Here is a 22,031-nt window from a genome sequence, read left to right on the forward strand (position 1 = left end):
GGCTCCAGCCCAGCTTCCCACCCGGCCTGCAAGTGAGTGCTCCCCAAAGACATGTAGAAAGCGCGACGCCCCCGGTGGCGATCGTGTGCATGCTTTCCACCTATGTCTTCTTCACCTTCCTCGACACATCAAGCAAATACCTCGTCCTTGCCGGCGTTTCCGTGCTGGTCGTTGCCTGGGTGCGCTTTGCCGTGCATGTCGTGCTGGTCGGCGCGCTGCTGCGCGGCTGGCGCCAACCGGTGCGGTTTCGTCCGGTCAACCTGCCGGCGCATATCCTGCGCGGGGCGTTCCTGTTCGGATCGACCATATTTAATGTCCTGGCGCTCAAATCCCTGCAACTGGCCGAGACCACCTCGATCTATTTCTTCGGGCCGATGGTGATCACGGCACTGGCCGGTCCGCTGCTTGGCGAGTGGGCCGGCTGGCGGCGCTGGCTGGCCATCCTGGCGGCCTTTGCCGGCGTCCTCATCATCACCCGGCCGGGCGTCGGCGTTTTCGGCATCGGACATCTCTTCGCGCTCGGCTCGATGCTGTCGAACTGCTTCTACGTCATCATGACGCGCCGCATGTCGGCGACCGAGACATCGGAGAGCCTCATCCTGTTTTCGGCGTTGGCGCCGGCGCTGTTGCTTCTGCCCCTGCTGCCGTTTTCGTTTTCCCTGCCGCATGACGGTTGGCACTGGTTCGTGCTGCTGATGCTCGGCGTGTTCGGCGGCGTCGGTCACTGGCTGCTGGTCCAGGCCTACCGGCTGGCGACAACCACGGCTTTGGCGCCCTATCCCTATTCGCAGATGGTGTGGATGATCATTTCCGGCTGGATCGTCTTCAAGCAGTTTCCCGACCGCTGGACATTGGTCGGCGCCGCCATCATCGTCGCCAGCGGTCTCTACATCGTCCATCGCGAGCATAGGCTTCGGCTGCGGAGCCGCGCGGCCTCGGATGTCGAGGCCGAGGCGTTGGCAAAAAAACTTTGATTTGCCCCCGATCGGTGGCATAACGCCGCCTTTAAACAGTTTAGGTCTGGAAATTCAGGTCCGGGGAGCACACGTCGCTGGCACAAAAAATCAAGCTTTCGACGATCGCGGATGCGCTCGGCGTGTCCACGGCTACGGTCTCGCTGGCGCTGCGCGACAGCCCTCTGGTTGCCGGTACCACGCGTGACCGCATCAAGGAACATGCCCGCGCCATCGGCTATATCTATAACCGACGCGCCGCCAGCCTGCGCACCTCGCGTTCCGGCATTGTCGGCGTCGTCGTCCACGACATCATGAACCCATTCTTCGCCGAGATCCTGCGCTCAATCGAAAGCGAGCTCGACCGCAGCCGTCAAACCTTCATCCTGTCCAATCATTACGATCAGCTCGAAAAGCAGCGCACCTTCATCGACACGCTTTTACAGCTCGGCGCCGACGGCGTCATCATGTCGCCGGCCATCGGCACGCCGGCTTCCGACATCCTGATGGCCGAGGAGAACGGCCTGCCGGCTGTGCTGATCGCGCGCACCGTCGAGGGTGCCGACGTGCCGGTCTTTCGCGGCGACGACTCTTATGGAACAGGCCTCGCCACCAACCATCTGATCTCGCTCGGCCACAAGCGCATCGCCATGATCGGCGGCACCGACCAGACCTCGACCGGCCGTGACCGCTACCAGGGCTATGTCAACGCGATGGAGGCGGCCGGGCTGGAAGTCAGGCCGTCATGGCGCATCGCCGGCCCACGCACCAAGCAGGCCGGCTTCGAGGCCGCCGGACAGTTCCTGGCGCTGAAGGACAGACCGACGGCTGCCTGCTGCTGGAACGACCTTGTCGCCATCGGCCTGATGAACGGCATTGCCCGTGCCGGCCTTGTGCCCGGCATCGACATCTCCGTTACCGGCTATGACGACCTCGAAGAGGCGGCGATCGCGACGCCGGCCCTGACCACCGTCTGGAACGGCCAGCGCGAGGTTGGCCGCCGCGCCGCCAGCGCGTTGCTCGACAAGCTCAACGGCCAGACGGTGCGGCCCTCGCAGGAATTGATCAAGCCGGAACTGCATGTGCGTCAGTCGACCGGCAAGCCGGTGGAGCGTGCATGACCAAGGCCGAACAGTTGCAGACCGTCGCCATCCTGGTGCCGGGCGATTTCAACGACCATGCGGTCGACCGCATCAACCGTACGTTCAGGCGTGTCAGAATAGAACGCGCCGATCCGTCCCTCATCACCGACGAGATGCGCAGCGATGTGCGCGGCATCGCTTCGTTTGCCGGCATCCACGCGGCGATGATGGATGCATTGCCCAACCTCGAGCTCATCGCCTCCTTCGGCGTCGGCTATGATTCGGTCGATGTCAGCCATGCCCGAGCGAAGAACATCATGGTCACCAACACGCCCGACGTGTTGACCGAGGAGGTCGCCGACACCACGATCGGGCTGTTGATCAACACCATCCGCGACCTGCCGCGCGCCGAAACCTGGCTGCGCGACGGCAGCTGGCTGCGCAACGGCAACTATCCGCTGAGCCGGCTGACCTTGCGCGGGCGCAGTGTGGGTATTTTCGGCATGGGCCGCATCGGGCAGGCCATCGCCCGGCGTCTGGAAGCTTTTGGCTTGCCGGTCGCCTACCACAACCGGCGCCGTGTCGAAGGTCTTTCCTACCAGTATCATGCGACCCTGAAAGGGCTTGCAGAAGCCGTCGATACGCTGATTTCGGTCGCGCCGGGGGGCGCCTCGACGGAGAAGGCGGTCAATGCCGAAATCCTGTCGGCACTTGGCGCCAACGGCGTCTTCGTCAACATCGGCCGTGGCAGCACTGTCAACGAAGCAGCGCTTGCGGCAGCCCTTGTCACCGGCACCATCGCCGCCGCCGGCCTCGACGTCTTTGCCGACGAACCGAACGTGCCCAAGGCGCTGCTCAACGCGCCCAACACCTCGCTGCTGCCGCATGTCGGCTCGGCCTCGGACCACACCCGCCGCGCCATGGCGGATCTGTGCGTCGACAATCTGGTGTCCTGGTTCACCGAGCGTCGGCCGTTGACGCCGGTCCCCGAGACAGCAGAAGTCAAGGCTAGAAACTGATCGGTGGCCGCCACATTTATTAACGTCAGCTTAACCATTTGGAATCATTGTTCAACCTGTCCGTGTACGTGGATGAAAAATGATGAAAGCACTTTCCGCATTGATCGCTGCCGCAGCGCTGTTTGGCGGCATTCAGCTGTTTCATGGCGGCAGCCGAGAAAGCGTGGCCAACGAGGCCGCCCCGTCCAACAGCTACAGGCTGGTCGCCAATGGCGATGAGGCGGTCTGTGCAGTCAGCCGCGGGGCCGAAATTTCGGACGGTTTGTCGCTGGTCACCGTTGCTCCGAAATGCCGCCGGCTCTTGCCCGGCATAGAGCAGGCGAAGTTCTGGCGCGAGCAAAACGACGGCACGGTCGCCTTCAGCGCCAACGGCGTCGATCCGATCGTCACCTTCGCGGCTGCCGATGGCGACGGCTACGAATCTTATGCCCCGGCGCTACCGTTGCTGTCGCTGAATAGCTATTAATGCCCAGCGGCCTATTCTGCCGCTACAAAGGGCAGGTATCGCACCGCCATGGCGGTTTAGCCAGCCAATCATAGTGGCCGTTCTGCCACGCCGATTGCGAAAAGAAGTTCCACGCTATTTTAGCATCTTGCGATACAAACGAAGATAGATCGTTATGCACCATTCAATTGGGGGCCTAACGTGAAATCCATCCTTCTCGCATCCACCATGCTTGTCGCCCTTTCGGGTGGCGCTTTCGCTGCCGACGCGCTTGTCGAAGCTCCGGTGGCTTACGAATGGAGTGGCTACTATGTGGGCGCGCAGCTTGGATACAATTGGGGGCACGTCGATAGCCACGACGTCAATATCGACGACGGCAGTTCCGATTGGGCTGACGCGTGGAAGTCCGACGGAGTGATTGGAGGTATCCACGCCGGCTACAATCAGGCCTTCAATTCGATCGTTCTTGGCGTCGAGGCCGATCTCGAAGCCTCGGGAGCGGGCGGCTCCGTGGATTCCGCGTATGCGGGCAATATCAAAACCAAAATCGACGTTCAGGGCTCGTTGCGCGCACGTCTTGGCTATGCGGTGGGACCGGCTCTCCTGTACGGTACGGGCGGTCTCGCAGTCGCTCACTTCGATACCAAATATGACGACGGCACCACGACGGATAGCTCGTCCAACACAAAGGCAGGTTGGACTGTGGGCGCTGGTATCGAATATGCCTTCGCGCAAAACTGGACGACGCGGGTCGAGTATCGCTACAGCGATTTTGGCACGTTCTCCGACAATCCAGCGACCGACAGTTCCTGGCTTTACCCAACCGACGTGACGACTCAAACCGTACGCTTCGGCGTCAGCTATAAGTTCTGATCGCGGGTTCGCGCCAGGGGGCGGACCCGGTCGTTTACTCTGCCGCCGTACGCGCTGCCTGGCGGATCAGGGCGTGGCCCCTGACCGCATCGCCGAAGGCCCGGAATATCTTCACCGAATTGCTGTCCGACTTGACCCAGTATTCCGGGTGCCATTGCACGCCGACGGCGAAGGCGCGGGCGTCGCGCACCGAAACCGCCTCGACCGTGCCGTCGGTGGCGACGGCCTCGACCTGCAGCTTCGAGCCGAGCCGGTCGATGGCTTGGCGGTGCAACGAATTGACCTTGATGTCGCCGGCACCGAACACACCGGCCAGGCAACTGTCAGGTTTGATCGAAATGGTCTGGTGGATGGCGAAGCGTTCGTCCTGCTTATCGCTCACCGGCGCGCGGTGGTCGAGCGAGCCCTCGCGCTCCTGGATCTCGGTGCCGAGCGTGCCGCCCAGCGCCACGTTCAATTCCTGGATGCCGCGGCAGATGGCGAGCAGCGGCACGCCGCGTTCGATCGCCCGGCGGATCAGCGGCAGCGTCGTGGCGTCGCGCGCCGGATCATAGGGGCCATTGGCTTCGCTGGCGTCGCCGCCATAGAGCGAGGGATGCACATTGGATTTCGAGCCGGTGACCATGACGCCGTCGACCGACGATAGAAGTTCGTCGAAATCGAGCCGGTCGCCGAACGATGGCACCAGCACCGGAAACACGCCGGCGCCGGTGACCGCCGCTTCCAGATATTGTTGTGGGGCGGCGTGCCAGGTGTAGTTGTCGAACTGACGGACGTCGGTCGATATGGCGACGAGCGGCTGATGCATTTTTGCTCTGTGTTCCATCTGGGCAAGGGATACCTGCCGCTAAAATAGGCGATCCCCGGTTGTTTTTCCATGCCAAGTTTCGGCGTGTCGCATGGGCCACGAAACGGCCTGTTAGACTATAGTTGCAGGGCAGCCGGGCTTCGCCGTCAAATCGGGTCGGCCTGCTGGACTCGACTTCTTGCCCGTGTATTGTCTCGAACGAACCGACAGGGAAACCGAGGATTTCCTGACGTCGGCCTGTTGATCCAAAAGGGAGGAAGTTCATGGATCGTCGTTCATTCATTCGCAAGGCCGGTGTCACCGGCGTCGGTGCCGCCGCGGCGGCGGCCACGCTGGCAGCGCCTGCAATCGCCCAGTCCAATCCCAAGGTGACATGGCGGCTGGCGTCGTCCTTCCCGAAGTCGCTCGATACCATCTATGGCGGCGCCGAGGTGTTCTCGAAGATGCTGTCGGAAGCCACCGACGGCAATTTCCAGATTCAGGTTTTTGCTGCCGGTGAGCTGGTGCCTGGCCTGCAGGCCGCCGACGCCACCACGGCCGGCACGGTCGAGGCCTGTCATACGGTGGCATATTATTACTGGGGCAAGGACCCGACATGGGCGCTCGGTGCGGCGGTTCCCTTTTCGCTCAACGCACGCGGCATGAATGCCTGGCACTACCATGGCGGCGGCATCGACCTGTTCAACGAGTTTCTCGCCACGCAAGGCCTTTTCGGCCTGCCGGGCGGCAACACCGGCGTCCAGATGGGCGGCTGGTTCCGCAAGGAAATCAACACGGTGGCCGACCTTTCCGGCCTCAAGATGCGAATCGGCGGTTTTGCCGGCAAGGTGGTGCAGAAGCTCGGCGTCGTGCCGCAGCAGATCGCCGGCGGTGATATCTATCCCGCGCTGGAGAAAGGCACCATCGACGCGGCCGAATGGGTTGGTCCCTATGACGACGAGAAGCTCGGCTTCTATAAGGTCGCGCCCTATTATTACTATCCCGGCTGGTGGGAGGGCGGCCCGACCGTCCACCTGATGTTCAACAAGGCGAAGTACGAAGAACTTTCGCCGACGTACAAGTCGCTGCTGCACACTGCCGCGCAGGCGGCCGACGCCAACATGCTGCAGAAATACGATTATCTGAACCCTGCGGCGGTGAAGCGACTGGTAGCCGGCGGCGCGAAACTGCGCCCGTTCAGCCAGGAGATCATGGCCGCCTGCTTCGAAAAGGCCAACGAGGTCTATACCGAAATGGAAGCCTCCAACGCCCCGTTCAAGAAGATCTGGGAATCGATCAAGGGCTTCCGCAAGGAGCATTATCTCTGGGCGCAGGTGGCCGAATACAATTACGACACCTTCATGATGGTCCAGCAGCGCAACGGCAAGCTGTAGTCGGCCGGACTTCTGCTCAAAAGCTCTCTGGGCGGAACCCGCTCAGGGAGCTTTTCTGTATATACCGGAGGCGAAACCGGCGCTTCAGCCTCGGCGCGGCACCACCAGAACCTTGACCTCGCCGGGCGCCGGCGGATTGGCGATCACCGCTGGCGCTTCTTCAAGCGACACCTGCCTGGAGATCAGCCTATCGATCTCGATCGTGCCGGAAGCAATGAGTTCGGCGGCACGGCGATGGGTGTAGGGATTGAGGAAGGAACCGAGCACCTTCAGTTCCCGGAACAGCAGGTCGAACGGCTCGAATTCAGCTTTCACGCCTTGCGGCGTCACGCCGACGATGACGACCGTGCCACCGGCGCGGGCCAGCCGCATCGACTGCTCGACGGTCTCTCGCACGCCCGCACATTCGAAGACGACGTCGACACCGCCTGGCACCAGCCCCACCGGTCCGGCGATGGCATCGATGACATCGGCGGTGGTTGGATCGATAGTCATTGTCGCGCCGAGGTCCTCGGCGAGGGCGCGCCGCGAGGCTTGCCTGGTCGACAGGATGATGGTCGTGGCTCCCGCCAATCTTGCCAGCTGCACGGTGAGCAGGCCGATCACGCCGCCGCCAAGCACGACCACCGAGCTGCCCGGTTTGATCCCGGCAAGGTCGACGCCGTGCAGGCAACAGCCGAGCGGCTCGCAGAACGCGCCGTGCATGGGATCGAGACCCGCAGGCAGGACGAAAGCCTGCTTCTGCGGCAAGGCAAGGTATTCGGCAAAGCCGCCGTCGCGATGAATGCCGATGGCGCGCAGATTGCTGCAGAGATTGATTTGTCCCGCGTGACAACGCGCGCAGCGCCCGCAGGCGATGTTGGGGTCGCCGGTGACACGATCGCCGATGGCAAAACCCGAGACCGATTTTCCGATCGCCTCGACGAGACCGGAGAACTCATGGCCGGGCGTCACCGGCGGCGTGCACGGAAATTCGCCGTGAAACAGATGCCGATCCGTGCCGCAGACGCCGCAGGCTTCGATGCGCACCAGTAGCTCATCCGCACCGATGTCAGGCATGTCGACGTCGCGCAGCGTGATGCCGCCCACTGCTTCCAGCCGCACCGCTTTCATGGTTTTGACCATGCCGGTTCAGTTGAAGCTTGGCGGTTGCGACAGGTCGGGCTGTGGCGTTGCCGGCTTGGCCGGCGGCGCGTCGCCGAAGCTCGGCGGCTGCGACAGATCGGGGGCGGCGGGAGCCGTGCCGCCGCCGGCAGGCGCTGCGCCATCCGCCGGCGGCGTGCCGAGCGGCGACAGGCCGGGCATCTCCGGCACCTGGTAGTCGATCGTGCCCGGATCGACGGTCGTTCCCTTGTAGTGCATCACCATTTGCGGGAAGGCGATGGTCAACCCGATCATGATCACCTGGATGCAGACAAAGGGCACGGCGCCCCAATAAATCTGTCCGGTGGTCACCGGCGCGATTTGTTTGCCGGTGAGACGATCGAGATAGGGCACGCGCGCAGCCACCGAACGCAGGTAGAACAGCGCGAAGCCGAAGGGCGGATGCATGAAGCTGGTCTGCATGTTGACGCCCAGAAGCACGCCGAACCAGATCAGGTCGATGCCGAGCTTGTCGGCGGCGGGCGCCAGCAGCGGTACGATGATGAACGCCAATTCGAAGAAGTCGAGGAAGAAGGCGAGGAAGAAGACGAGCATGTTGACGCCGATCAGGAAGCCGACCTCGCCGCCCGGCAGCGACGTCAAAAGGTGCTCGACCCAGATGTGGCCGTTGACGCCGTAGAAGGTCAGTGAGAACACCCGTGCGCCGATCAGAATGAACAGCACGAAGGACGACAGCCTTGTCGTCGAGGCCAGTGCCTGCTTGACGACGTCAAGCGACAAGCGCCCCTTTGCCGCCGCCATGATCAAGGCGCCGACGGAACCCATGGCGCCGCCTTCGGTCGGCGTGGCGATGCCCAGGAAGATGGTGCCTAGCACAAGGAAGATCAGCGCCAGCGGGGGGATCAGCACGATGATCACCTGCTGCGCGAGCCTGGACATCATGTTGAAATTCAGGCGTTTGTCGGCAATGGCGACGATGTAGATGAACAGGACTCCGGCAGTCGCGCCGAGAATGTCGGCATTGTCGCCATGCGCCGGCGCCAGATAACGATATGCCGCGTAGGAAACCGCTAATGTGACCAGCAAAGCCACCAGCAGCGACATCACGCCATGGCCGAGTGTACGGGCCTCGAGCGGCAGCGCCGGCATCGAGTTCGGCCGGATGATCGACATGATCAGGATGTAGGACATATAGAGGACGGTGAGCACGAGGCCGGGGATCAGCGCGCCGGCATACATGTCGCCGACCGAACGGCCGAGCTGGTCGGCAAGCACGATCAGCACCAGCGACGGCGGGATGATCTGGGCAAGCGTGCCGGAGGCGGCAATGACACCGGATGCGAGCCGGCGGTCATAGCCATAGCGCAGCATGATCGGCAGCGAGATCAGGCCCATGGCGATGACGGAAGCCGCCACCACGCCGGTGGTCGCCGCCAAGAGCGCGCCGACGAAGATCACCGCATAGGCAAGGCCACCGCGGATTGGCCCGAACAGCTGGCCGATCGTGTCGAGCAGGTCTTCGGCCATGCCCGATCGCTCGAGCACGATGCCCATGAAGGTGAAGAACGGGATGGCCAGCAGCGTGTCGTTCGACATCACCCGGCTGCCGTAGAAATTATCCGGCAATGCGTGCAGGAGCGGCCAGGCGAGGTTGATCGATCCTCCGGAATAAGGCGACAGCAGCACGCCGATGAAGAAGAACATCAAGCCGTTGGCGGCCAGGGAAAAAGCGACGGGGTAGCCGATCAGCAGGAAGATGATCAGCGAAGCGAACATGATCGGCGCCATGTTCTGCGCGATGAACTCCATCACGAGCGCACCTCGTCGGCCAGCGCCTTGGCTTCGAGTTCGGCCTGCTCATGCACCGATATGAAGGGATTGGGGTCGTCCATGTCTCCGCGCATGATGGCGATCTTCTTGATGATCTCGGAGATGCCCTGCAGCGCGAGCAGGAAAAAACCGACGAGCAGGATGGCCTTGGCTGGCCAGATGATCAGACCACCGGAATTGTTGGACATCTCGCCGCTGCGAAACGACAGCGACACATAGGGCACGAAATAGATCACCATCAACGTCACGAACGGCATCAGGAAAAAGAGATGCCCGAGCAGGTCGATCCAGTGCTGCACGCGGCGTGAAAACAGGCCGTAGACGACGTCGATGCGGATATGCTCGTTCTGCTTCAGCGTATAGGCGGCGGCCAGCATGAAGGCGGCGCCGAACAGATACCATTGCAGCTCGAGCCAGGCGTTCGAGGAAATGTCGAACACCTTGCGGATAATGGCGTTGGCGGCACTCACCAGGATCGCCAGCAGGATCAGCCACGATATCCATTTGCCGATGAATTCGTTGGCGCGATCAATAGTCCTGGATAGAGCGAGAAGCCCTGCCATGCATTCCTCCCTGTACCGGAGGCGTGCCGGCTTCCCCCTTTTTGTCCGTCACGCCGCGTGGTCCAACGGTATGCCGCGCGTGGACTGACGGGTCAACAAGGATAGAGGCAGCAAATGTCATCGCATGGCAGACAGTGCCCAATAGCGGTGATCTGCCCTGGCGTCATGCAACCAAAGTCTGACGTTTTCAGGCGATTTTGCCGGTGTCGCGGCCGGCGCCGATCAGGATCAGCGTCGTGACCAGGAACAGATACATCCACGCGTCGCGCCACTCGACCGGGAAGTAGCCTGCCCACAGCGATTCGGCCATGCCGAAGGCGGCCGCGCCGAGCGCCGCGCGCGGTGGCGAGAGATAGCCGCCGACTGCCGTCACGAACAGGATTTTCAGTCCGTAGACGAGGCCCGAGCCGAAGCTGACATTGCCGTAATAAAGCCCGGCCATGACACCGGCCAGTGCGGCGCAGAAGCCGCCGAACAGCACCGCGCGCCGGAACACCGCGCGCACGTCGACGCCGCACATCGCGGCTGCCTTGGGGTCGTCGGAGACGGCGCGCCAGCGCCGTCCGAAGCTCGACCGGGCAAAGGCCCGGCTGGCCAGCGCGATTGCCGCCACCACCACGGCGCAGTCGATGATCTGGATGAGCGTCAGCGTTGCCTTGAAGGTGGCGCCCTGCGCGAAAACGATGGGCTGCGCCAGCATCGGCGGCAGCCACAGATCATGCGTGTCGGCGGCGATGCGGCTCGCTTCGGACAGCAGCAGCAGGATGCCGAGCGTCGTCACCACGATTGCATTGGGCGTGCGATCGGCCAAAGGTTCGAAGACACTGCGCGACAGCACGTAGCTGATCAGCGCGGCATAGAGGAACGCAGCGACGACGCCGAGCGCCACCGCCGCCAGCAGCGTCAGCCACAGCACCTGATAGCCGAAGGCCGCGGTCAGGATCATCGTCTGGCCGCAAAAGGCGAACAACGCGCCATAGGCGAGATTGGTGCGGTGCAGGATGCCGTTGGTCAGCACATAGCCAAAGGCGAGCAGCGCATAGAGCGCGCCCGAATGCAGCCCGTTCAACACCTGCTGGAAGAAATAGAGCATGCAAAACCTCGAAGCATGCCGCCCAAAAGTGCGAAGCGGTCCTGGCCAACGACAGGCTCAAAAGGCTGCGAAGATCACCGCAGCCCAGAGTGAGGGTGCATCGCTGAATCTAACTTGTCAAATATGATTTATCGGTTAGATTTTCGGCATGACGGTATCCTGGACCCCGCATCGCTTCACCGGCGGCCTGCTTGCGCTCGACACGGCGAACACCGTCGTGTTGCGCGGCGATCCGGAGCGGACGTTCGACCGTTTCGACGATCCGGCCGAGATTGCCCGCTTCGCCGACGCGGCGAGCCGCTTTCGCGCTGCCGAACTTGGCGATAGGCCGTTGGCGGTATCCTCGCCGGCGGCGATCGCACCCGTCGTGCTGTCGATCCGCGAGGCGACCGACCGGCTGTTTCGTGGAGCGGCGTCGAAGGGCGCGGTTGCCACCACTGATCTGCCCGGATTCCTGAGAGCCTGCGCCGATGGCCTTGCCGGCAGCCGGACCGAGATCGGTGCGCCGGGGAGGCCGTTCGGTGATCCCCTGACGCCGATCGCCTTCGAGGCGGCACTGGCGGTTTCGGCGTTGTCGCTTCTGCGTGACGACACCGTCGCGAGGCTGAGGATCTGTCCCAATTGCACCTGGCTGTTCGTCGACAGAAGCCGCAATTCCAGCCGCCTTTGGTGCGACATGGCGGTGTGCGGCAACAGGCGGAAGGCAAGCCGTCACTACCATCGCCGTCGCATGGCGGAAAATGAGGTCAAGAATGCGTAGCGGCCTTTCCCGTTCGATCCTTGTCGGCGCGGCACTCATCGCGGCCGTTGCGCTGGGCGCCTGCCGCGATAGCGGCAATGACGAAGGCAAGCTGTTCGAGATTTCCGGTAAGATATTCGTCTTCAACTACCGCCTCGCAAGGGCGACTTATGTCGTGACCCTGCGGCCGCTGAAGCCGATGGGAGAGGGCCAGGTCGCGGTCGCCAGCTTCCAGGATCCCGCCGGCGTGGCGCCTCTGGTCGTCGAGCAGAAAGTCTGGCCGAAGCTCGACAAGGTGACGCTGGAGAGTCCGGCACTGACCTGCGTCGTCAAGAACAAGCCCTATGCGATTGCCATCAGCATCAAGGGCGCCGACGGCGCGGTCCTGCAGAAGATCGATACCACGCTGATGTCGACGGAAGACCAGTCGATCCTGCCCGACCGGCCGCTGGTCATCGACCAGCTCTACACCGCCAATCCCGATCTCGTCGGCCATCCCGACGGCAAGCTGCCGGGCGATCCGAAGCCGGATTGCTCGAAGGGCGGCTGACGCGTCGCGGCCGCCCGGGCCGCAGCTGAAATTTTCGTGCGCCGGGCACTGTCCGCGGATCGGTTTCATACCCGATTCAGGATGGCTGCGGACTGTTCGTTGCGCGTTGCCTGGCATCTGCGATTTTGTTTGACCTGCCTTGCAAGGGGAGAAAGGATGCGTCATCCGACCCCGACGTTGGCTGCCTGCCCCCGCGTGGCCTCCGCAGAGGAAATGCCTGATGACGCTGCACGACGTCGCGCTCGACGACAAGTTCGATCTCGCAAAGGAGCGCATCTTCCTGTCTGGCGCGCAGGCGGTCATTCGCATGCTGCTGATGCAGCGCGAGCGCGACCGTCGCGCGGGCTTGAACACGGCCGGCTTCGTCTCCGGCTATCGCGGTTCGCCGCTCGGCGGCCTCGACATGCAGCTATGGAAGGCGAAGAAACAGCTCGCCCAGGCTGACATCGTCTTCCAGCCGGGTCTCAACGAGGAGCTTGCCGCCACCGCTTGCTGGGGGGCGCAGCAGACGGAACTGCTGGGCGAGGGCACCCATGACGGCGTCTTTTCGGTCTGGTACGGCAAGGGACCGGGCGTCGACCGCTCAGGCGATGTGTTCCGCCATGCCAACCTCGCCGGCTCGTCCAGACATGGCGGCGTGCTCGCCTTGATGGGCGACGACCATATGGCCGAATCCTCGACCAATGCGCACGCCACCGAATTCCTGTTCGTCGACACGATGGTGCCGATCCTCAACCCGGCCGGTGTCCAGGAGATCATCGACTACGGGCTCTACGGTTTTGCCATGTCGCGCTTTGCCGGCACCTGGGCGGCGATCAAATGCGTCAAGGACAACATCGAATCGACGGCCTCGGTCGATGCCGCGCTCGAGCGGCTGAACATCGTCGTGCCGGATTTCGATATGCCTCCAGGCGGTCTCAACATCCGCCATGAGATCGACATGCTCGGCCAGGAGGAGCGGCTGCATGAGCACAAGCGCGCCGCGGCCTCCGCCTTCATCCTTGCCAACGGGCTGAACCGCATTGTCTATTCGGGCGGCCGCAACCCGAAGATCGGCATCATCACGCTCGGCAAGAGCTACCTCGATGTCCGCCAGGCGCTGGAGGATATAGGCATCGACGAGGCGGCCGCCAACCGCATCGGGGTGCGGCTGTTCAAGGTCGGCTGCCCCTGGCCGCTCGACCTGCATCACATCGCCGACTTCGCCCGCGGCCTCGACACCATTGTCGTCGTCGAGGAGAAGCGCTCGCTGATCGAGGTGCAGTTGCGCGAGAGCCTTTATGGCACTGCCACCCAACCGGTCATTATCGGCAAGAAGGACGAGCGCGGCGACTGGCTGTTTCCGGCCAAGGGCGCGCTCGATCCCAACGAGATCGCCATCGCGCTTGGCGAGAGGATCGTCAGGACCATCGGCCCGTCCGAAGAGATTTCGGCGCGGGTGGCAAGACTGCGCCAGTTCCAGGCAATGCTCACCGAGGCCACCGACATCGGCTCGCGCACGCCGTTCTTCTGTTCCGGTTGCCCGCACAATTCGTCCACCAAGGTGCCGGACGGCTCTATCGCTGCGGCTGGCATCGGCTGCCACTTCATGGCGCTGTGGATGGACCGCAACACCGTCGGCTTCACGGCCATGGGCGGCGAGGGCGCGCAATGGGTCGGCCAGGCGCCGTTCTCCAAGCGCGAGCACATCTTCCAGAATCTTGGCGACGGCACCTACAACCATTCCGGTACGCTGGCGATCCGCTTCGCGCTGTCGAGCGATGCCAACATCACCTACAAGATCCTCTACAACGACGCCGTCGCCATGACCGGCGGCCAGCCGCATGAAGGCGGCCTGACCGTTGACATGATCGCCAGGCAGGTGCGCGCCGAAGGCGTCGACCGCATCGCCATCGTCACCGATGAGCCCGACAAATATGCCGGCAAGGCCGAATTCCCGGCCGGCGCCACCATCCACCACCGCGACGACCTCGATCTCGTCCAGCGCGAGCTGCGCGACGTCAAAGGCGTTTCGGTGCTGCTCTACGACCAGACCTGCGCCGCCGAAAAGCGCCGCCGCCGCAAGCGTGGCACCTTCCCCGATCCCGACAAGCGGGTCTTCATCAACGAACTGGTCTGCGAAGGCTGCGGCGATTGCGGCGTGCAGTCGAACTGCGTCTCGATCCAGCCGGTCGAGACCGAATTCGGCCGCAAGCGCAAGATCGATCAGTCGAGCTGCAACAAGGATTTCTCCTGCGTCAACGGCTTCTGCCCGTCCTTCGTCACCGTGCACGGCGCCAAGATCCGCAAGGCCGAGGGCCTGGCCGGCAAAGCCGATCCGCTGGAAGGCGTGCCCGTGCCGGCGCAATTCCCGCTTGGCGAGCAGGGCTGGGCGGCGATCATCGACGGCGTCGGCGGCACCGGCGTCGTCACCGTCGGTGCGGTGCTCGGCATGGCGGCGCATCTTGAGGACAAGGGCTGCGGCATGATCGACATGGCCGGCCTCGCCCAGAAGGGCGGCTCGGTGTTCACCCACGTCCGCATTGCCCGCACCCCGGACGACATCCATGCCATCCGCGTTTCGGCCGGCAAGGCCGATCTGGTGCTTGGCTGCGATCTCGTCGTGTCGGGCGCCAAGAAGGTGCTGACCGCGGTGCGCGAGGGCCACACCATCTTCGTCGCCAACACCGCCGAGATCATGCCTGGCGAATTTGCCCGCTCGGCGGATTTTTCGTTGCCGATAGAGCGGCTGAAAAAGGCGATCCGTGCGGCCGCGGGCGACGACAAGGCACATTTCTTCGACGCCACCCGCACCGCCACGGCACTTTTCGGCAATTCGCTCGGCGCCAACATGTTCATGCTCGGCTTTGCCTTCCAGCATGGCGGCCTGCCATTGTCGGCCGAGGCCGTCGAGAAGGCGATCGAGCTCAATGGCGAAGCCGTGGCGATGAACATCGCCGCGTTCCGCTGGGGACGTCGCGCTGCCCATCAGCCGGATTTCGTGCGCGGGCTCGTTGCCCAGCCGGGTCCGGCTGTGGCTGGAAAGGCCGGCCAGGCCACGGATATCGCCGAGACACTGGACGACATCATCGCCCGCCGCGTCGCCTTCCTGACCGCCTATCAGAACGCCGCCTATGGCAGGCGCTATGCCGGGAAACTGGCCGTTTTGCGCGCCGCTGAAGCGAAGGCCGTGCCTGGGTCGACCGCGGTGTCGCAGGCCGCCGCCAGGAACCTGTTCAAGCTGATGGCGATCAAGGACGAATACGAGGTGGCGCGTCTTTACACGGACGGCTCTTTCGTCGCCGAACTTGGAAAACAATTCCAGAGCTACGAAAAGCTCGAATTCCACCTCGCGCCGCCGATCATGGGCCGTCGCGGCAATGACGGCAGCCCTAGGAAATCGAGCTTCGGCCCGTGGATGATGAAGGGTTTTCGCCTGCTGTCGGCGATGAAGGGCCTGCGCGGCACCGCCTTCGACCTGTTCGGCTACACCGCCGAACGGCGCATGGAGCGACGGCTGCTGGCGCAGTATGAGGCGGATCTGGAACTCATCGCCGGATCGCTGGCCCCGGCCAGGGTCGATGCGGCCGTTGCGCTGGCCTCGGTGCCGGCCCTCATTCGCGGCTATGGTCACGTCCGTCGAGCCAGCGCCGACAAGGCTTCGAGCGAACGCCAAAGGCTGCTCGAACGCCTGTCGAGTACGCCGGCGCGGCCGAAACTTCAGGCCGCGGAATGATCGATACGCCTTGTTTACCTGAACGACAGTTTCCTTGCTTTCCGTTGCGTCACCCGGCTTGACGGCAGGAGCGGCGGGGCCTCTCTAAATCTTTCTTAAGGCGGATGTGGCACTGCTTGGCTCCCCAGGGTTGGGATTCAGGCGTTGAATCTGATAAAGAAGAACGAGATTCCGGTCGACGTCTACATTCCGTTCGTGGAAACCTTGTTTCGCGACGGGTTGACGCTTTCGATAGGATTCTTTGCCCAAACCCTGCTGGTCGTGCTGGTTTACTGGAAAACCATGGATCCGGCCTATCTCGCCGTCACCCTCGGACTGCTGGCTGTCGCCTTCCTTCGTCTTCGCAACATCAGGAAATATCGTCACGCTCCTTCGCCTCAAAATTGGGAAGAGGCGCGTCGCCGCGAGAACGACTACATACTGTACGGCTCGATGCATGGCTTCATGCTTGGTGCCTTCTGCTTTGTCGGCATCTATCTTGCCTATGACCCGTTCGCGGAAATAGCTGCCGTCTGCGTGACGCTTGCCTCCGCCACGTCTATTGCTGGCCGCAACTATGGTTCGCCCAGGATGGTCGTGATCTTCATTATGACCATGACTTGGCCGATCTCGCTGGGCTTCATCCTGCGGGGCGATCCCTATCACTTCATTCTCGGCCTGCTTTCGGCGCCATTTCTTTTTGCCATCAAGCGCTTCGCCGATCTGGTCCGCGAGGTGCTTTTCGCCGCCCTGTCCGAGGAAAAAAAGGCCAATCGCATCGCCCAGCGCTTCAACCGAGCGCTCAACACCATGTCGCACGGCCTTGTCATGCTCGGCCCGGACGGCCGCGTCGCGGTGGCCAATGCCGAGGCCGCGCATCTGATGTCGCTCAAGTCGCCCGACGCGCTGCTCGGCCGGTCGATCCATGGTCTGTTGATGCGCGGTGTCGCCGGCGGCATGCTGGCGCCCAAGGATTGCCGCTACATCGAGGCCCAGCTGACGCGTGCCCTGCGCGAGGGCCGCGACCGCAAGGTGCTGGTTTCCCTCGCCAACGGCCAGCATTACGAGTTCTCGGCGCGCGAAGGCAGCCAGGAACTGGGCGTCATCACCTTCGAGGACGTCACCGCCCGTGTCGAGGCGGAAGACAAGATCCGCTTCATGGCACGTTACGACAACCTCACCGGCCTGCCCAACCGCGCCTATTTCCATGAACTGGTAGGCGAGGCCATGGTATCAGGCGATCGCGATCGTCTCTGCGGCCTTGCGGTGCTCGACCTCGACGATTTCAAGAGCGTCAACGACACGCTTGGCCATCCGATCGGCGATGGCTTGATCTATGCCGTTGCCGAGCGGCTTGCCGCCATTGCCAGGCAAGATATCACGGTCAGCCGTTTCGGCGGCGACGAGTTCATGATCTTCTTCGACCGCGTCGAGGATGAGAGCCATCTGACCAGCCAGCTCGACGAGATTTTCGCCGGCCTGCAAGGAGAAGTCGACGTCGCCGGTCACGGGCTGCGCATTCAGGCCAGCGGCGGCGCGGTGCTGTCACGGGTCAAGGATACCGATGTCGACGCCATGATCGTCAAGGCGGACCTGGCGCTCTACAAGGCCAAGGAGCTCGGCAAGAACAGCTGGCGGCTGTTTGAAGCCTCGATGGATGCCGCCTTCCGCAACCGTCAGCTGATGAAGGCGGACCTGCGTACAGCCGTGGAAAGCAAGGGCTTGAGGGTGGTCTATCAGCCGATCGTGGCGATGAGCACCATGCGTATCGCCAGCTGCGAGGCGTTGTGCCGGTGGGATCATCCCGATCTCGGGCCGATCTCACCCAGCATCTTCATTCCTTTGGCTGAGGAAATGGGCATCATTTCCGAGATCAGCACCTTCGTGCTGCAGGCAGCCTGCGCCGAATGCGCCAAATGGCCGGACCAGACCAGCGTCTCGGTCAATCTCTCGGCCAAGGATTTCCGCAACCGCGACGTCATCCAGAAGGTTCGCGATGCGTTGGCCGGCTCCGGCCTCGCCGCCTCCCGGCTCGAGATCGAGGTCACCGAAACGGCGCTGCTCGACGACAAGTCGCTGACGCGCCAGTATATCGAGGAGCTGAAGCAGATCGGCGTACGCATCGCGCTCGACGATTTCGGCACCGGCTATTCGAGCCTGAGCTATCTGCACAAACTGCCGCTCGACAAGATCAAGATCGACCGCTCGTTCCTGATGGACGTCACCCAGAACCCCCGTTCGCTCGAGCTGCTCAAGGGTATCGTCAACCTATCGCGGCCGCTGGGGCTTTCGGTCACCGTCGAGGGTGTAGAGACCTTCGAGCAGCTCAAGATACTGGCGCTGCAGGTCAAGCCCGACCTTGTCCAGGGGTTCCTGTTCGGTTCGGCGCTCAGCGCTTCCGGCATCGAGACCATGTCGAACACGGTATGGCCCTTCGCCAAGGACATCAATTCAGCCAAGAGAGCCGCACGCCGCTGACCGGTGCCGGGAAGAGTGTCGCCTTTTCATAAAAATTTACGGATCGTTAACGTTAATGATCGGTAAACGACGTGTGCTCCATTTTCATCTTTTACATCTCAGGGTCCCGTCGTAGGTTGAACTGCGGCGGAAACTTACGAGGGTTTGAGTATGGATGTGCAGTTGGAAGCGCTTGGCCATGTGGCGGGCGGGGGTGAAGAAAATTCGCCCGACAGCATGTCGAGTTTCGCCCGCAATGTTTCAGCGATGCTTGAGCGGACGGAATATCGCCGCTGCGACAAGGGGGAGGATCTCGAAGACATCTATAGGTTACGCTACAAATCCTATCGCTTGAATGATATGGTGTCGGAAAACCCGGAACATATTGTGCACGACGAGCTCGACGAAGCTGAAAATTGTTCCAAGTTCGGCGTCTATATTGACGGCATCCTGGTCTCCACGGTGCGCATTCATCATGCCTGCCGGGCCACGCCACAATCGCCGTCTACAACTGTCTACGGCGACATCCTGCGCCCGATGCTGGCTGCGGGTGCGCACTTTGCCGATCCGAGCCGCTTTGCTGCCGACCCAGACTGGTCGAAGGTCTATCCGCAGATCCCCTACCTGACGCTGCGCCTTGCCGGAATGGCCTGCTTCTACTTCGACGCACCTTACTGTCTCTCGACTATCCGGCCCGAACATGCGGGTTTCTACCGTCGTATCTACAGTTCTGAGCAGATCGGCGAGCTGCGCGACTATCCGGGCCTGAACTACAAGGTCGTGCTTTATCGCGCCAATGTCGCTGCCATTCGCGAGCGGTCGTTCTCGCGCTTTCCATTTTTCCGATCCACATCTCTGGAGCAGCGTATGCTGTTCGAGACACCTGGTGCTGGAGAATTGGCGCCGCTGACCATCCTGCCGACTGCCAAATATTTTCGCGAAGCCGCCTGAGATTAGGCGTTTCGCAGAACCACTGGAGCTTTCGGGCCGGATACGCGTTCTGATGGCTCGGCGCCTTGTCGTCCTCGCCATTGGTCGCCGAATCCACGGATATGCCAAAGGAACCCGTCATGACCATTTCCACACTTGCGCTCACCCCGCTTATCTCGCTGATCGCCGGCGTGCTGATCCTGGTCATGCCAAGGCTGTTGAACTACATCGTCGCGCTCTATCTGATCGTCGTCGGGTTGCTCGGGCTATTTCCGCATCTAGCCGGCTGAGGGCGCCGGCTTAGGCCACGCAAGCGTCTGCCTTCGAAGCATCTTTCCGCATCAAGCATCAGAATCCAGCGATCGGACTCCGTCGCGCGTTGGCAGCCGGCTTCAACCTTTCTTTGAGGCAGTTGTCCGCTGTTGTGCGGCAATAGCGCCATTGCTCTCGGCCCGGCTTTTCGCTATGTGCCTGAAAGATGTCTTCGAAGGGGTATTCCTATGGCTGATCACTCGCCGACCGGTCCTGTCGAACTGGGCGCGAAGATGGACTATGCCGAGCATGACCGCACCTATGCGGGCTTCCTCGCGCTGGCCAAATACGGATCGCTTTTCTGCGGAGCCCTGCTTCTGGCGATGGCCTTCGGCTTCTTCGCGGGCGGCTTCTTCTCGGCGACCATCCTGTTCGTGCTGATTATGGCCGTCGGCGCCTTTATCCTCCGATAGATTTTCCGACACCTTGTCCACGGCGCCGCCGCGAGGCCGGCCGGCGTCTTGCGGGAAATAGCTTCCGGCCGAAAGGATCATGCGGTGGGACAGACGGTTTTCATCCCTCGTGAGCTCGATGCCAACGAGCCGCGCGTCGCGGCCTCGCCCGATACGGTGAAACGGCTGGCGGCGTTGGGCTTCGACGTCGTCGTCGAGGCCGGCGCCGGTCTGAATTCGCGCATCGTCGATGCCGATTATGCGAGCGCCGGCGCCGCCATCGGTAAGGCTTCCGATGTCGCCAAGGCCGATGTCGTGCTGAAGGTGCGTCGGCCCGGCGATGCCGAGCTGAAGAGCTACAGGCCCGGTACAGCGGTCATTGCCATCATGGATCCCTATGGCAATGATGCCGCTGTGGCAGCCCTGGCCAAGGCCGGTGTCACCGCCTTCTCGATGGAATTCATGCCGCGCATCACCCGCGCGCAGTCGATGGACGTTTTGTCCTCGCAGGCCAATTTGGCCGGCTATCAGGCGGTGATCGACGGGGCTTCGGAATATGACCGCGCCTTGCCGATGATGATGACGGCGGCCGGCACGGTGCCGGCGGCGAAGGTCTTCATCATGGGCGTCGGTGTCGCCGGCCTGCAGGCGATCGCCACCGCGCGCCGGCTTGGCGCGGTCGTCACCGCCACCGACGTTCGCCCCGCCGCCAAGGAACAGGTCGCCTCGCTCGGCGCAAAGTTCCTTGCGGTCGAGGACGAGGAATTCAAGGCCGCCGAGACGGCAGGCGGCTACGCCAAGGAGATGTCTAAGGAATACCAGGCCAAGCAGGCGGCACTCACATCAGAGCACATAGCCAAGCAGGATATCGTTATCACCACGGCGCTGATCCCCGGCCGACCGGCGCCGAAGCTGGTCTCAGCGGCCATGGTCGCCTCGATGAAGCCAGGCTCGGTTCTCGTCGATCTGGCGGTCGAGCGTGGCGGCAATGTCGAGGGCGCCGAAGCCGGCAAGGTCGTCACCACCGCCAACAACGTCAAGATTGTCGGCCATCTCAATGTGCCCGGCCGCATCGCGGCGTCGGCATCGCTGCTTTATGCCCGGAACCTCTTCGCCTTCCTCGAAACGCTGGTCGACAAGACGACGAAAACGCTTGCCATCAACCGCGATGACGATCTGGTCAAGGCAACGATGCTGACTAACGGCGGCAAGATCGTGCATCCTGCTTTCATAAAGGCCGATCAGCAACCCCATCTCGAGCCGGCCGCGATACCGGCCAAGACCATGGTTGCCGACGCCTCGGACAAACCCGCTGCTGCAAAGAAAGCCGCGTCCAAGAAACCGGCCGCATCCAAGTCGCCCTCGTCGAAGCCGAAAGGGATCGCGTGATGGATCAGACCCTGCAGAAAGCCCTCGACCAGCTCGACCAGGCCTCCGCCGCGGTTCGGCTGGCAGTGCACAATCTGGCGACCGCGCCTGGTGGTGCCGACGCGGCGGGTGATGCCGCGCATGCGCTCTCCGGCGGTGCCATCGATCCCTTCGTCTTCCGCTTCGCCATCTTCGTCCTGGCGATCTTCGTCGGCTATTACGTCGTCTGGTCGGTGACCCCCGCACTGCATACGCCGCTGATGGCCGTCACCAACGCCATCTCTTCGGTCATCGTCGTCGGCGCGCTGCTTGCCGTCGGCATCGCCGCCTCCGGCATTGCCGCGGGCTTCGGCTTCGTCGCGCTGATGCTGGTGTCGGTCAACATCTTCGGCGGCTTCCTCGTCACCCAGCGCATGCTGGCCATGTACAAGAAGAAGGACAAGTAG

The 22,031-nt window shown here is 62.7% G+C and carries 20 protein-coding genes; 15 read left to right on the forward strand and 5 right to left on the reverse strand.

Going from position 1 to position 22,031, the window contains the following annotated elements; translation table 11 throughout:
* Nucleotides 1-89: 89 nt before the first annotated feature.
* From AC0L2U_RS25270 to AC0L2U_RS25290, 5 genes are all read left to right on the forward strand, one after another.
* Nucleotides 90-974: a DMT family transporter gene (locus AC0L2U_RS25270; RefSeq protein WP_164748949.1), complete on the forward strand. Its 885-nt coding sequence runs from the start codon at nucleotides 90-92 to the stop codon at nucleotides 972-974.
* Between the two features lie 77 nt (nucleotides 975-1,051).
* Nucleotides 1,052-2,074, forward strand: a complete 1,023-nt coding sequence (locus AC0L2U_RS25275) for a LacI family DNA-binding transcriptional regulator (protein ID WP_127396005.1) — start codon at nucleotides 1,052-1,054, stop codon at nucleotides 2,072-2,074.
* Nucleotides 2,071-3,054 carry a 2-hydroxyacid dehydrogenase gene (locus AC0L2U_RS25280; RefSeq protein WP_473602806.1) on the forward strand — a complete coding sequence of 328 codons (984 nt, stop codon included), beginning with the start codon at nucleotides 2,071-2,073 and terminating at the stop codon, nucleotides 3,052-3,054. The genes AC0L2U_RS25275 and AC0L2U_RS25280 overlap by 4 nt, the downstream gene beginning before the upstream one ends.
* Before the next feature lie 82 nt (nucleotides 3,055-3,136).
* Nucleotides 3,137-3,520: a hypothetical protein gene (locus tag AC0L2U_RS25285; protein WP_164873919.1), complete on the forward strand. Its 384-nt coding sequence runs from the start codon at nucleotides 3,137-3,139 to the stop codon at nucleotides 3,518-3,520.
* 180 nt (nucleotides 3,521-3,700) lie between these two features.
* Nucleotides 3,701-4,372 carry an outer membrane protein gene (locus AC0L2U_RS25290; RefSeq protein WP_127808205.1) on the forward strand — a complete coding sequence of 224 codons (672 nt, stop codon included), beginning with the start codon at nucleotides 3,701-3,703 and terminating at the stop codon, nucleotides 4,370-4,372.
* A gap of 34 nt (nucleotides 4,373-4,406) precedes the next feature.
* Here AC0L2U_RS25290 and AC0L2U_RS25295 read toward each other — a convergent pair whose 3' ends face one another.
* Nucleotides 4,407-5,180, reverse strand: a complete 774-nt coding sequence (locus tag AC0L2U_RS25295) for a gamma-glutamyl-gamma-aminobutyrate hydrolase family protein (protein WP_127808204.1) — start codon at nucleotides 5,178-5,180, stop codon at nucleotides 4,407-4,409.
* A gap of 263 nt (nucleotides 5,181-5,443) precedes the next feature.
* Between AC0L2U_RS25295 and AC0L2U_RS25300 the strand changes: the two genes are divergently transcribed.
* Nucleotides 5,444-6,553, forward strand: coding sequence for a TRAP transporter substrate-binding protein (locus AC0L2U_RS25300; RefSeq protein WP_013528215.1), 1,110 nt, complete (start codon nucleotides 5,444-5,446; stop codon nucleotides 6,551-6,553).
* 84 nt (nucleotides 6,554-6,637) lie between these two features.
* Here the strand turns inward: AC0L2U_RS25300 and AC0L2U_RS25305 are convergent, their stop codons facing one another.
* The 4 genes from AC0L2U_RS25305 to AC0L2U_RS25320 form a co-directional block, all read right to left on the reverse strand.
* On the reverse strand, nucleotides 6,638-7,666 hold the full coding sequence (locus tag AC0L2U_RS25305; RefSeq protein WP_164873918.1) for a zinc-dependent alcohol dehydrogenase family protein: 1,029 nt from the start codon (nucleotides 7,664-7,666) through the stop codon (nucleotides 6,638-6,640).
* Between the two features lie 18 nt (nucleotides 7,667-7,684).
* Entirely contained in the window at nucleotides 7,685-9,466 is a 1,782-nt protein-coding gene (locus tag AC0L2U_RS25310; RefSeq protein ID WP_127266513.1) for a TRAP transporter large permease, read from the reverse strand.
* Nucleotides 9,466-10,050, reverse strand: a complete 585-nt coding sequence (locus AC0L2U_RS25315) for a TRAP transporter small permease subunit (protein WP_127266510.1) — start codon at nucleotides 10,048-10,050, stop codon at nucleotides 9,466-9,468. Before AC0L2U_RS25315 ends, AC0L2U_RS25310 begins: the two co-directional genes overlap by 1 nt.
* Before the next feature lie 187 nt (nucleotides 10,051-10,237).
* Nucleotides 10,238-11,143, reverse strand: a complete 906-nt coding sequence (locus tag AC0L2U_RS25320; RefSeq protein WP_473602807.1) for a branched-chain amino acid ABC transporter permease — start codon at nucleotides 11,141-11,143, stop codon at nucleotides 10,238-10,240.
* Nucleotides 11,144-11,291: 148 nt separating this feature from the next.
* Here AC0L2U_RS25320 and AC0L2U_RS25325 point away from each other — a divergent pair, with 148 nt between their 5' ends.
* From AC0L2U_RS25325 to AC0L2U_RS25365, 9 genes are all read left to right on the forward strand, one after another.
* A complete protein-coding gene (locus tag AC0L2U_RS25325; RefSeq protein ID WP_473602808.1) occupies nucleotides 11,292-11,903 on the forward strand; it encodes a CGNR zinc finger domain-containing protein in 612 nt (203 codons plus the stop codon).
* Nucleotides 11,896-12,432, forward strand: coding sequence for a hypothetical protein (locus AC0L2U_RS25330; RefSeq protein ID WP_292633423.1), 537 nt, complete (start codon nucleotides 11,896-11,898; stop codon nucleotides 12,430-12,432). Before AC0L2U_RS25325 ends, AC0L2U_RS25330 begins: the two co-directional genes overlap by 8 nt.
* A gap of 220 nt (nucleotides 12,433-12,652) precedes the next feature.
* Nucleotides 12,653-16,147 (forward strand): indolepyruvate ferredoxin oxidoreductase family protein, encoded by a 3,495-nt coding sequence (locus tag AC0L2U_RS25335; protein ID WP_473602809.1) that lies wholly within the window; start codon nucleotides 12,653-12,655, stop codon nucleotides 16,145-16,147.
* A 144-nt stretch (nucleotides 16,148-16,291) separates the two neighbouring features.
* A complete protein-coding gene (locus tag AC0L2U_RS25340) occupies nucleotides 16,292-18,604 on the forward strand; it encodes a putative bifunctional diguanylate cyclase/phosphodiesterase (protein ID WP_127321216.1) in 2,313 nt (770 codons plus the stop codon).
* A 150-nt stretch (nucleotides 18,605-18,754) separates the two neighbouring features.
* Nucleotides 18,755-19,534, forward strand: coding sequence for an N-acyl amino acid synthase FeeM domain-containing protein (locus AC0L2U_RS25345; protein WP_128307221.1), 780 nt, complete (start codon nucleotides 18,755-18,757; stop codon nucleotides 19,532-19,534).
* A gap of 119 nt (nucleotides 19,535-19,653) precedes the next feature.
* Nucleotides 19,654-19,803: a DUF3096 domain-containing protein gene (locus tag AC0L2U_RS25350; RefSeq protein ID WP_013528205.1), complete on the forward strand. Its 150-nt coding sequence runs from the start codon at nucleotides 19,654-19,656 to the stop codon at nucleotides 19,801-19,803.
* 210 nt (nucleotides 19,804-20,013) lie between these two features.
* A complete protein-coding gene (locus AC0L2U_RS25355; protein WP_127267396.1) occupies nucleotides 20,014-20,238 on the forward strand; it encodes an aa3-type cytochrome c oxidase subunit IV in 225 nt (74 codons plus the stop codon).
* Nucleotides 20,239-20,322: 84 nt separating this feature from the next.
* Nucleotides 20,323-21,606, forward strand: coding sequence for a Re/Si-specific NAD(P)(+) transhydrogenase subunit alpha (locus AC0L2U_RS25360; RefSeq protein ID WP_127396064.1), 1,284 nt, complete (start codon nucleotides 20,323-20,325; stop codon nucleotides 21,604-21,606).
* Nucleotides 21,606-22,031 carry a proton-translocating transhydrogenase family protein gene (locus tag AC0L2U_RS25365; protein ID WP_127267394.1) on the forward strand — a complete coding sequence of 142 codons (426 nt, stop codon included), beginning with the start codon at nucleotides 21,606-21,608 and terminating at the stop codon, nucleotides 22,029-22,031. The genes AC0L2U_RS25360 and AC0L2U_RS25365 overlap by 1 nt, the downstream gene beginning before the upstream one ends.

This window comes from Mesorhizobium sp. WSM4808 (assembly GCF_055811675.1).

Coding starts and splice junctions, on each gene's coding strand:
- AC0L2U_RS25270 (WP_164748949.1), top strand. CDS start 90: ATGCTTTCCACCTATGTCTTCTTCACCTTCCTCGACACATCAAGCAAA.
- AC0L2U_RS25280 (WP_473602806.1), top strand. CDS start 2,071: ATGACCAAGGCCGAACAGTTGCAGACCGTCGCCATCCTGGTGCCGGGC.
- AC0L2U_RS25285 (WP_164873919.1), top strand. CDS start 3,137: ATGAAAGCACTTTCCGCATTGATCGCTGCCGCAGCGCTGTTTGGCGGC.
- AC0L2U_RS25295 (WP_127808204.1), bottom strand. CDS start 5,180: ATGCATCAGCCGCTCGTCGCCATATCGACCGACGTCCGTCAGTTCGAC.
- AC0L2U_RS25300 (WP_013528215.1), top strand. CDS start 5,444: ATGGATCGTCGTTCATTCATTCGCAAGGCCGGTGTCACCGGCGTCGGT.
- AC0L2U_RS25305 (WP_164873918.1), bottom strand. CDS start 7,666: ATGAAAGCGGTGCGGCTGGAAGCAGTGGGCGGCATCACGCTGCGCGAC.
- AC0L2U_RS25310 (WP_127266513.1), bottom strand. CDS start 9,466: ATGGAGTTCATCGCGCAGAACATGGCGCCGATCATGTTCGCTTCGCTG.
- AC0L2U_RS25315 (WP_127266510.1), bottom strand. CDS start 10,050: ATGGCAGGGCTTCTCGCTCTATCCAGGACTATTGATCGCGCCAACGAA.
- AC0L2U_RS25320 (WP_473602807.1), bottom strand. CDS start 11,143: ATGCTCTATTTCTTCCAGCAGGTGTTGAACGGGCTGCATTCGGGCGCG.
- AC0L2U_RS25325 (WP_473602808.1), top strand. CDS start 11,292: ATGACGGTATCCTGGACCCCGCATCGCTTCACCGGCGGCCTGCTTGCG.
- AC0L2U_RS25330 (WP_292633423.1), top strand. CDS start 11,896: ATGCGTAGCGGCCTTTCCCGTTCGATCCTTGTCGGCGCGGCACTCATC.
- AC0L2U_RS25335 (WP_473602809.1), top strand. CDS start 12,653: ATGACGCTGCACGACGTCGCGCTCGACGACAAGTTCGATCTCGCAAAG.
- AC0L2U_RS25345 (WP_128307221.1), top strand. CDS start 18,755: ATGGATGTGCAGTTGGAAGCGCTTGGCCATGTGGCGGGCGGGGGTGAA.
- AC0L2U_RS25350 (WP_013528205.1), top strand. CDS start 19,654: ATGACCATTTCCACACTTGCGCTCACCCCGCTTATCTCGCTGATCGCC.
- AC0L2U_RS25355 (WP_127267396.1), top strand. CDS start 20,014: ATGGCTGATCACTCGCCGACCGGTCCTGTCGAACTGGGCGCGAAGATG.
- AC0L2U_RS25365 (WP_127267394.1), top strand. CDS start 21,606: ATGGATCAGACCCTGCAGAAAGCCCTCGACCAGCTCGACCAGGCCTCC.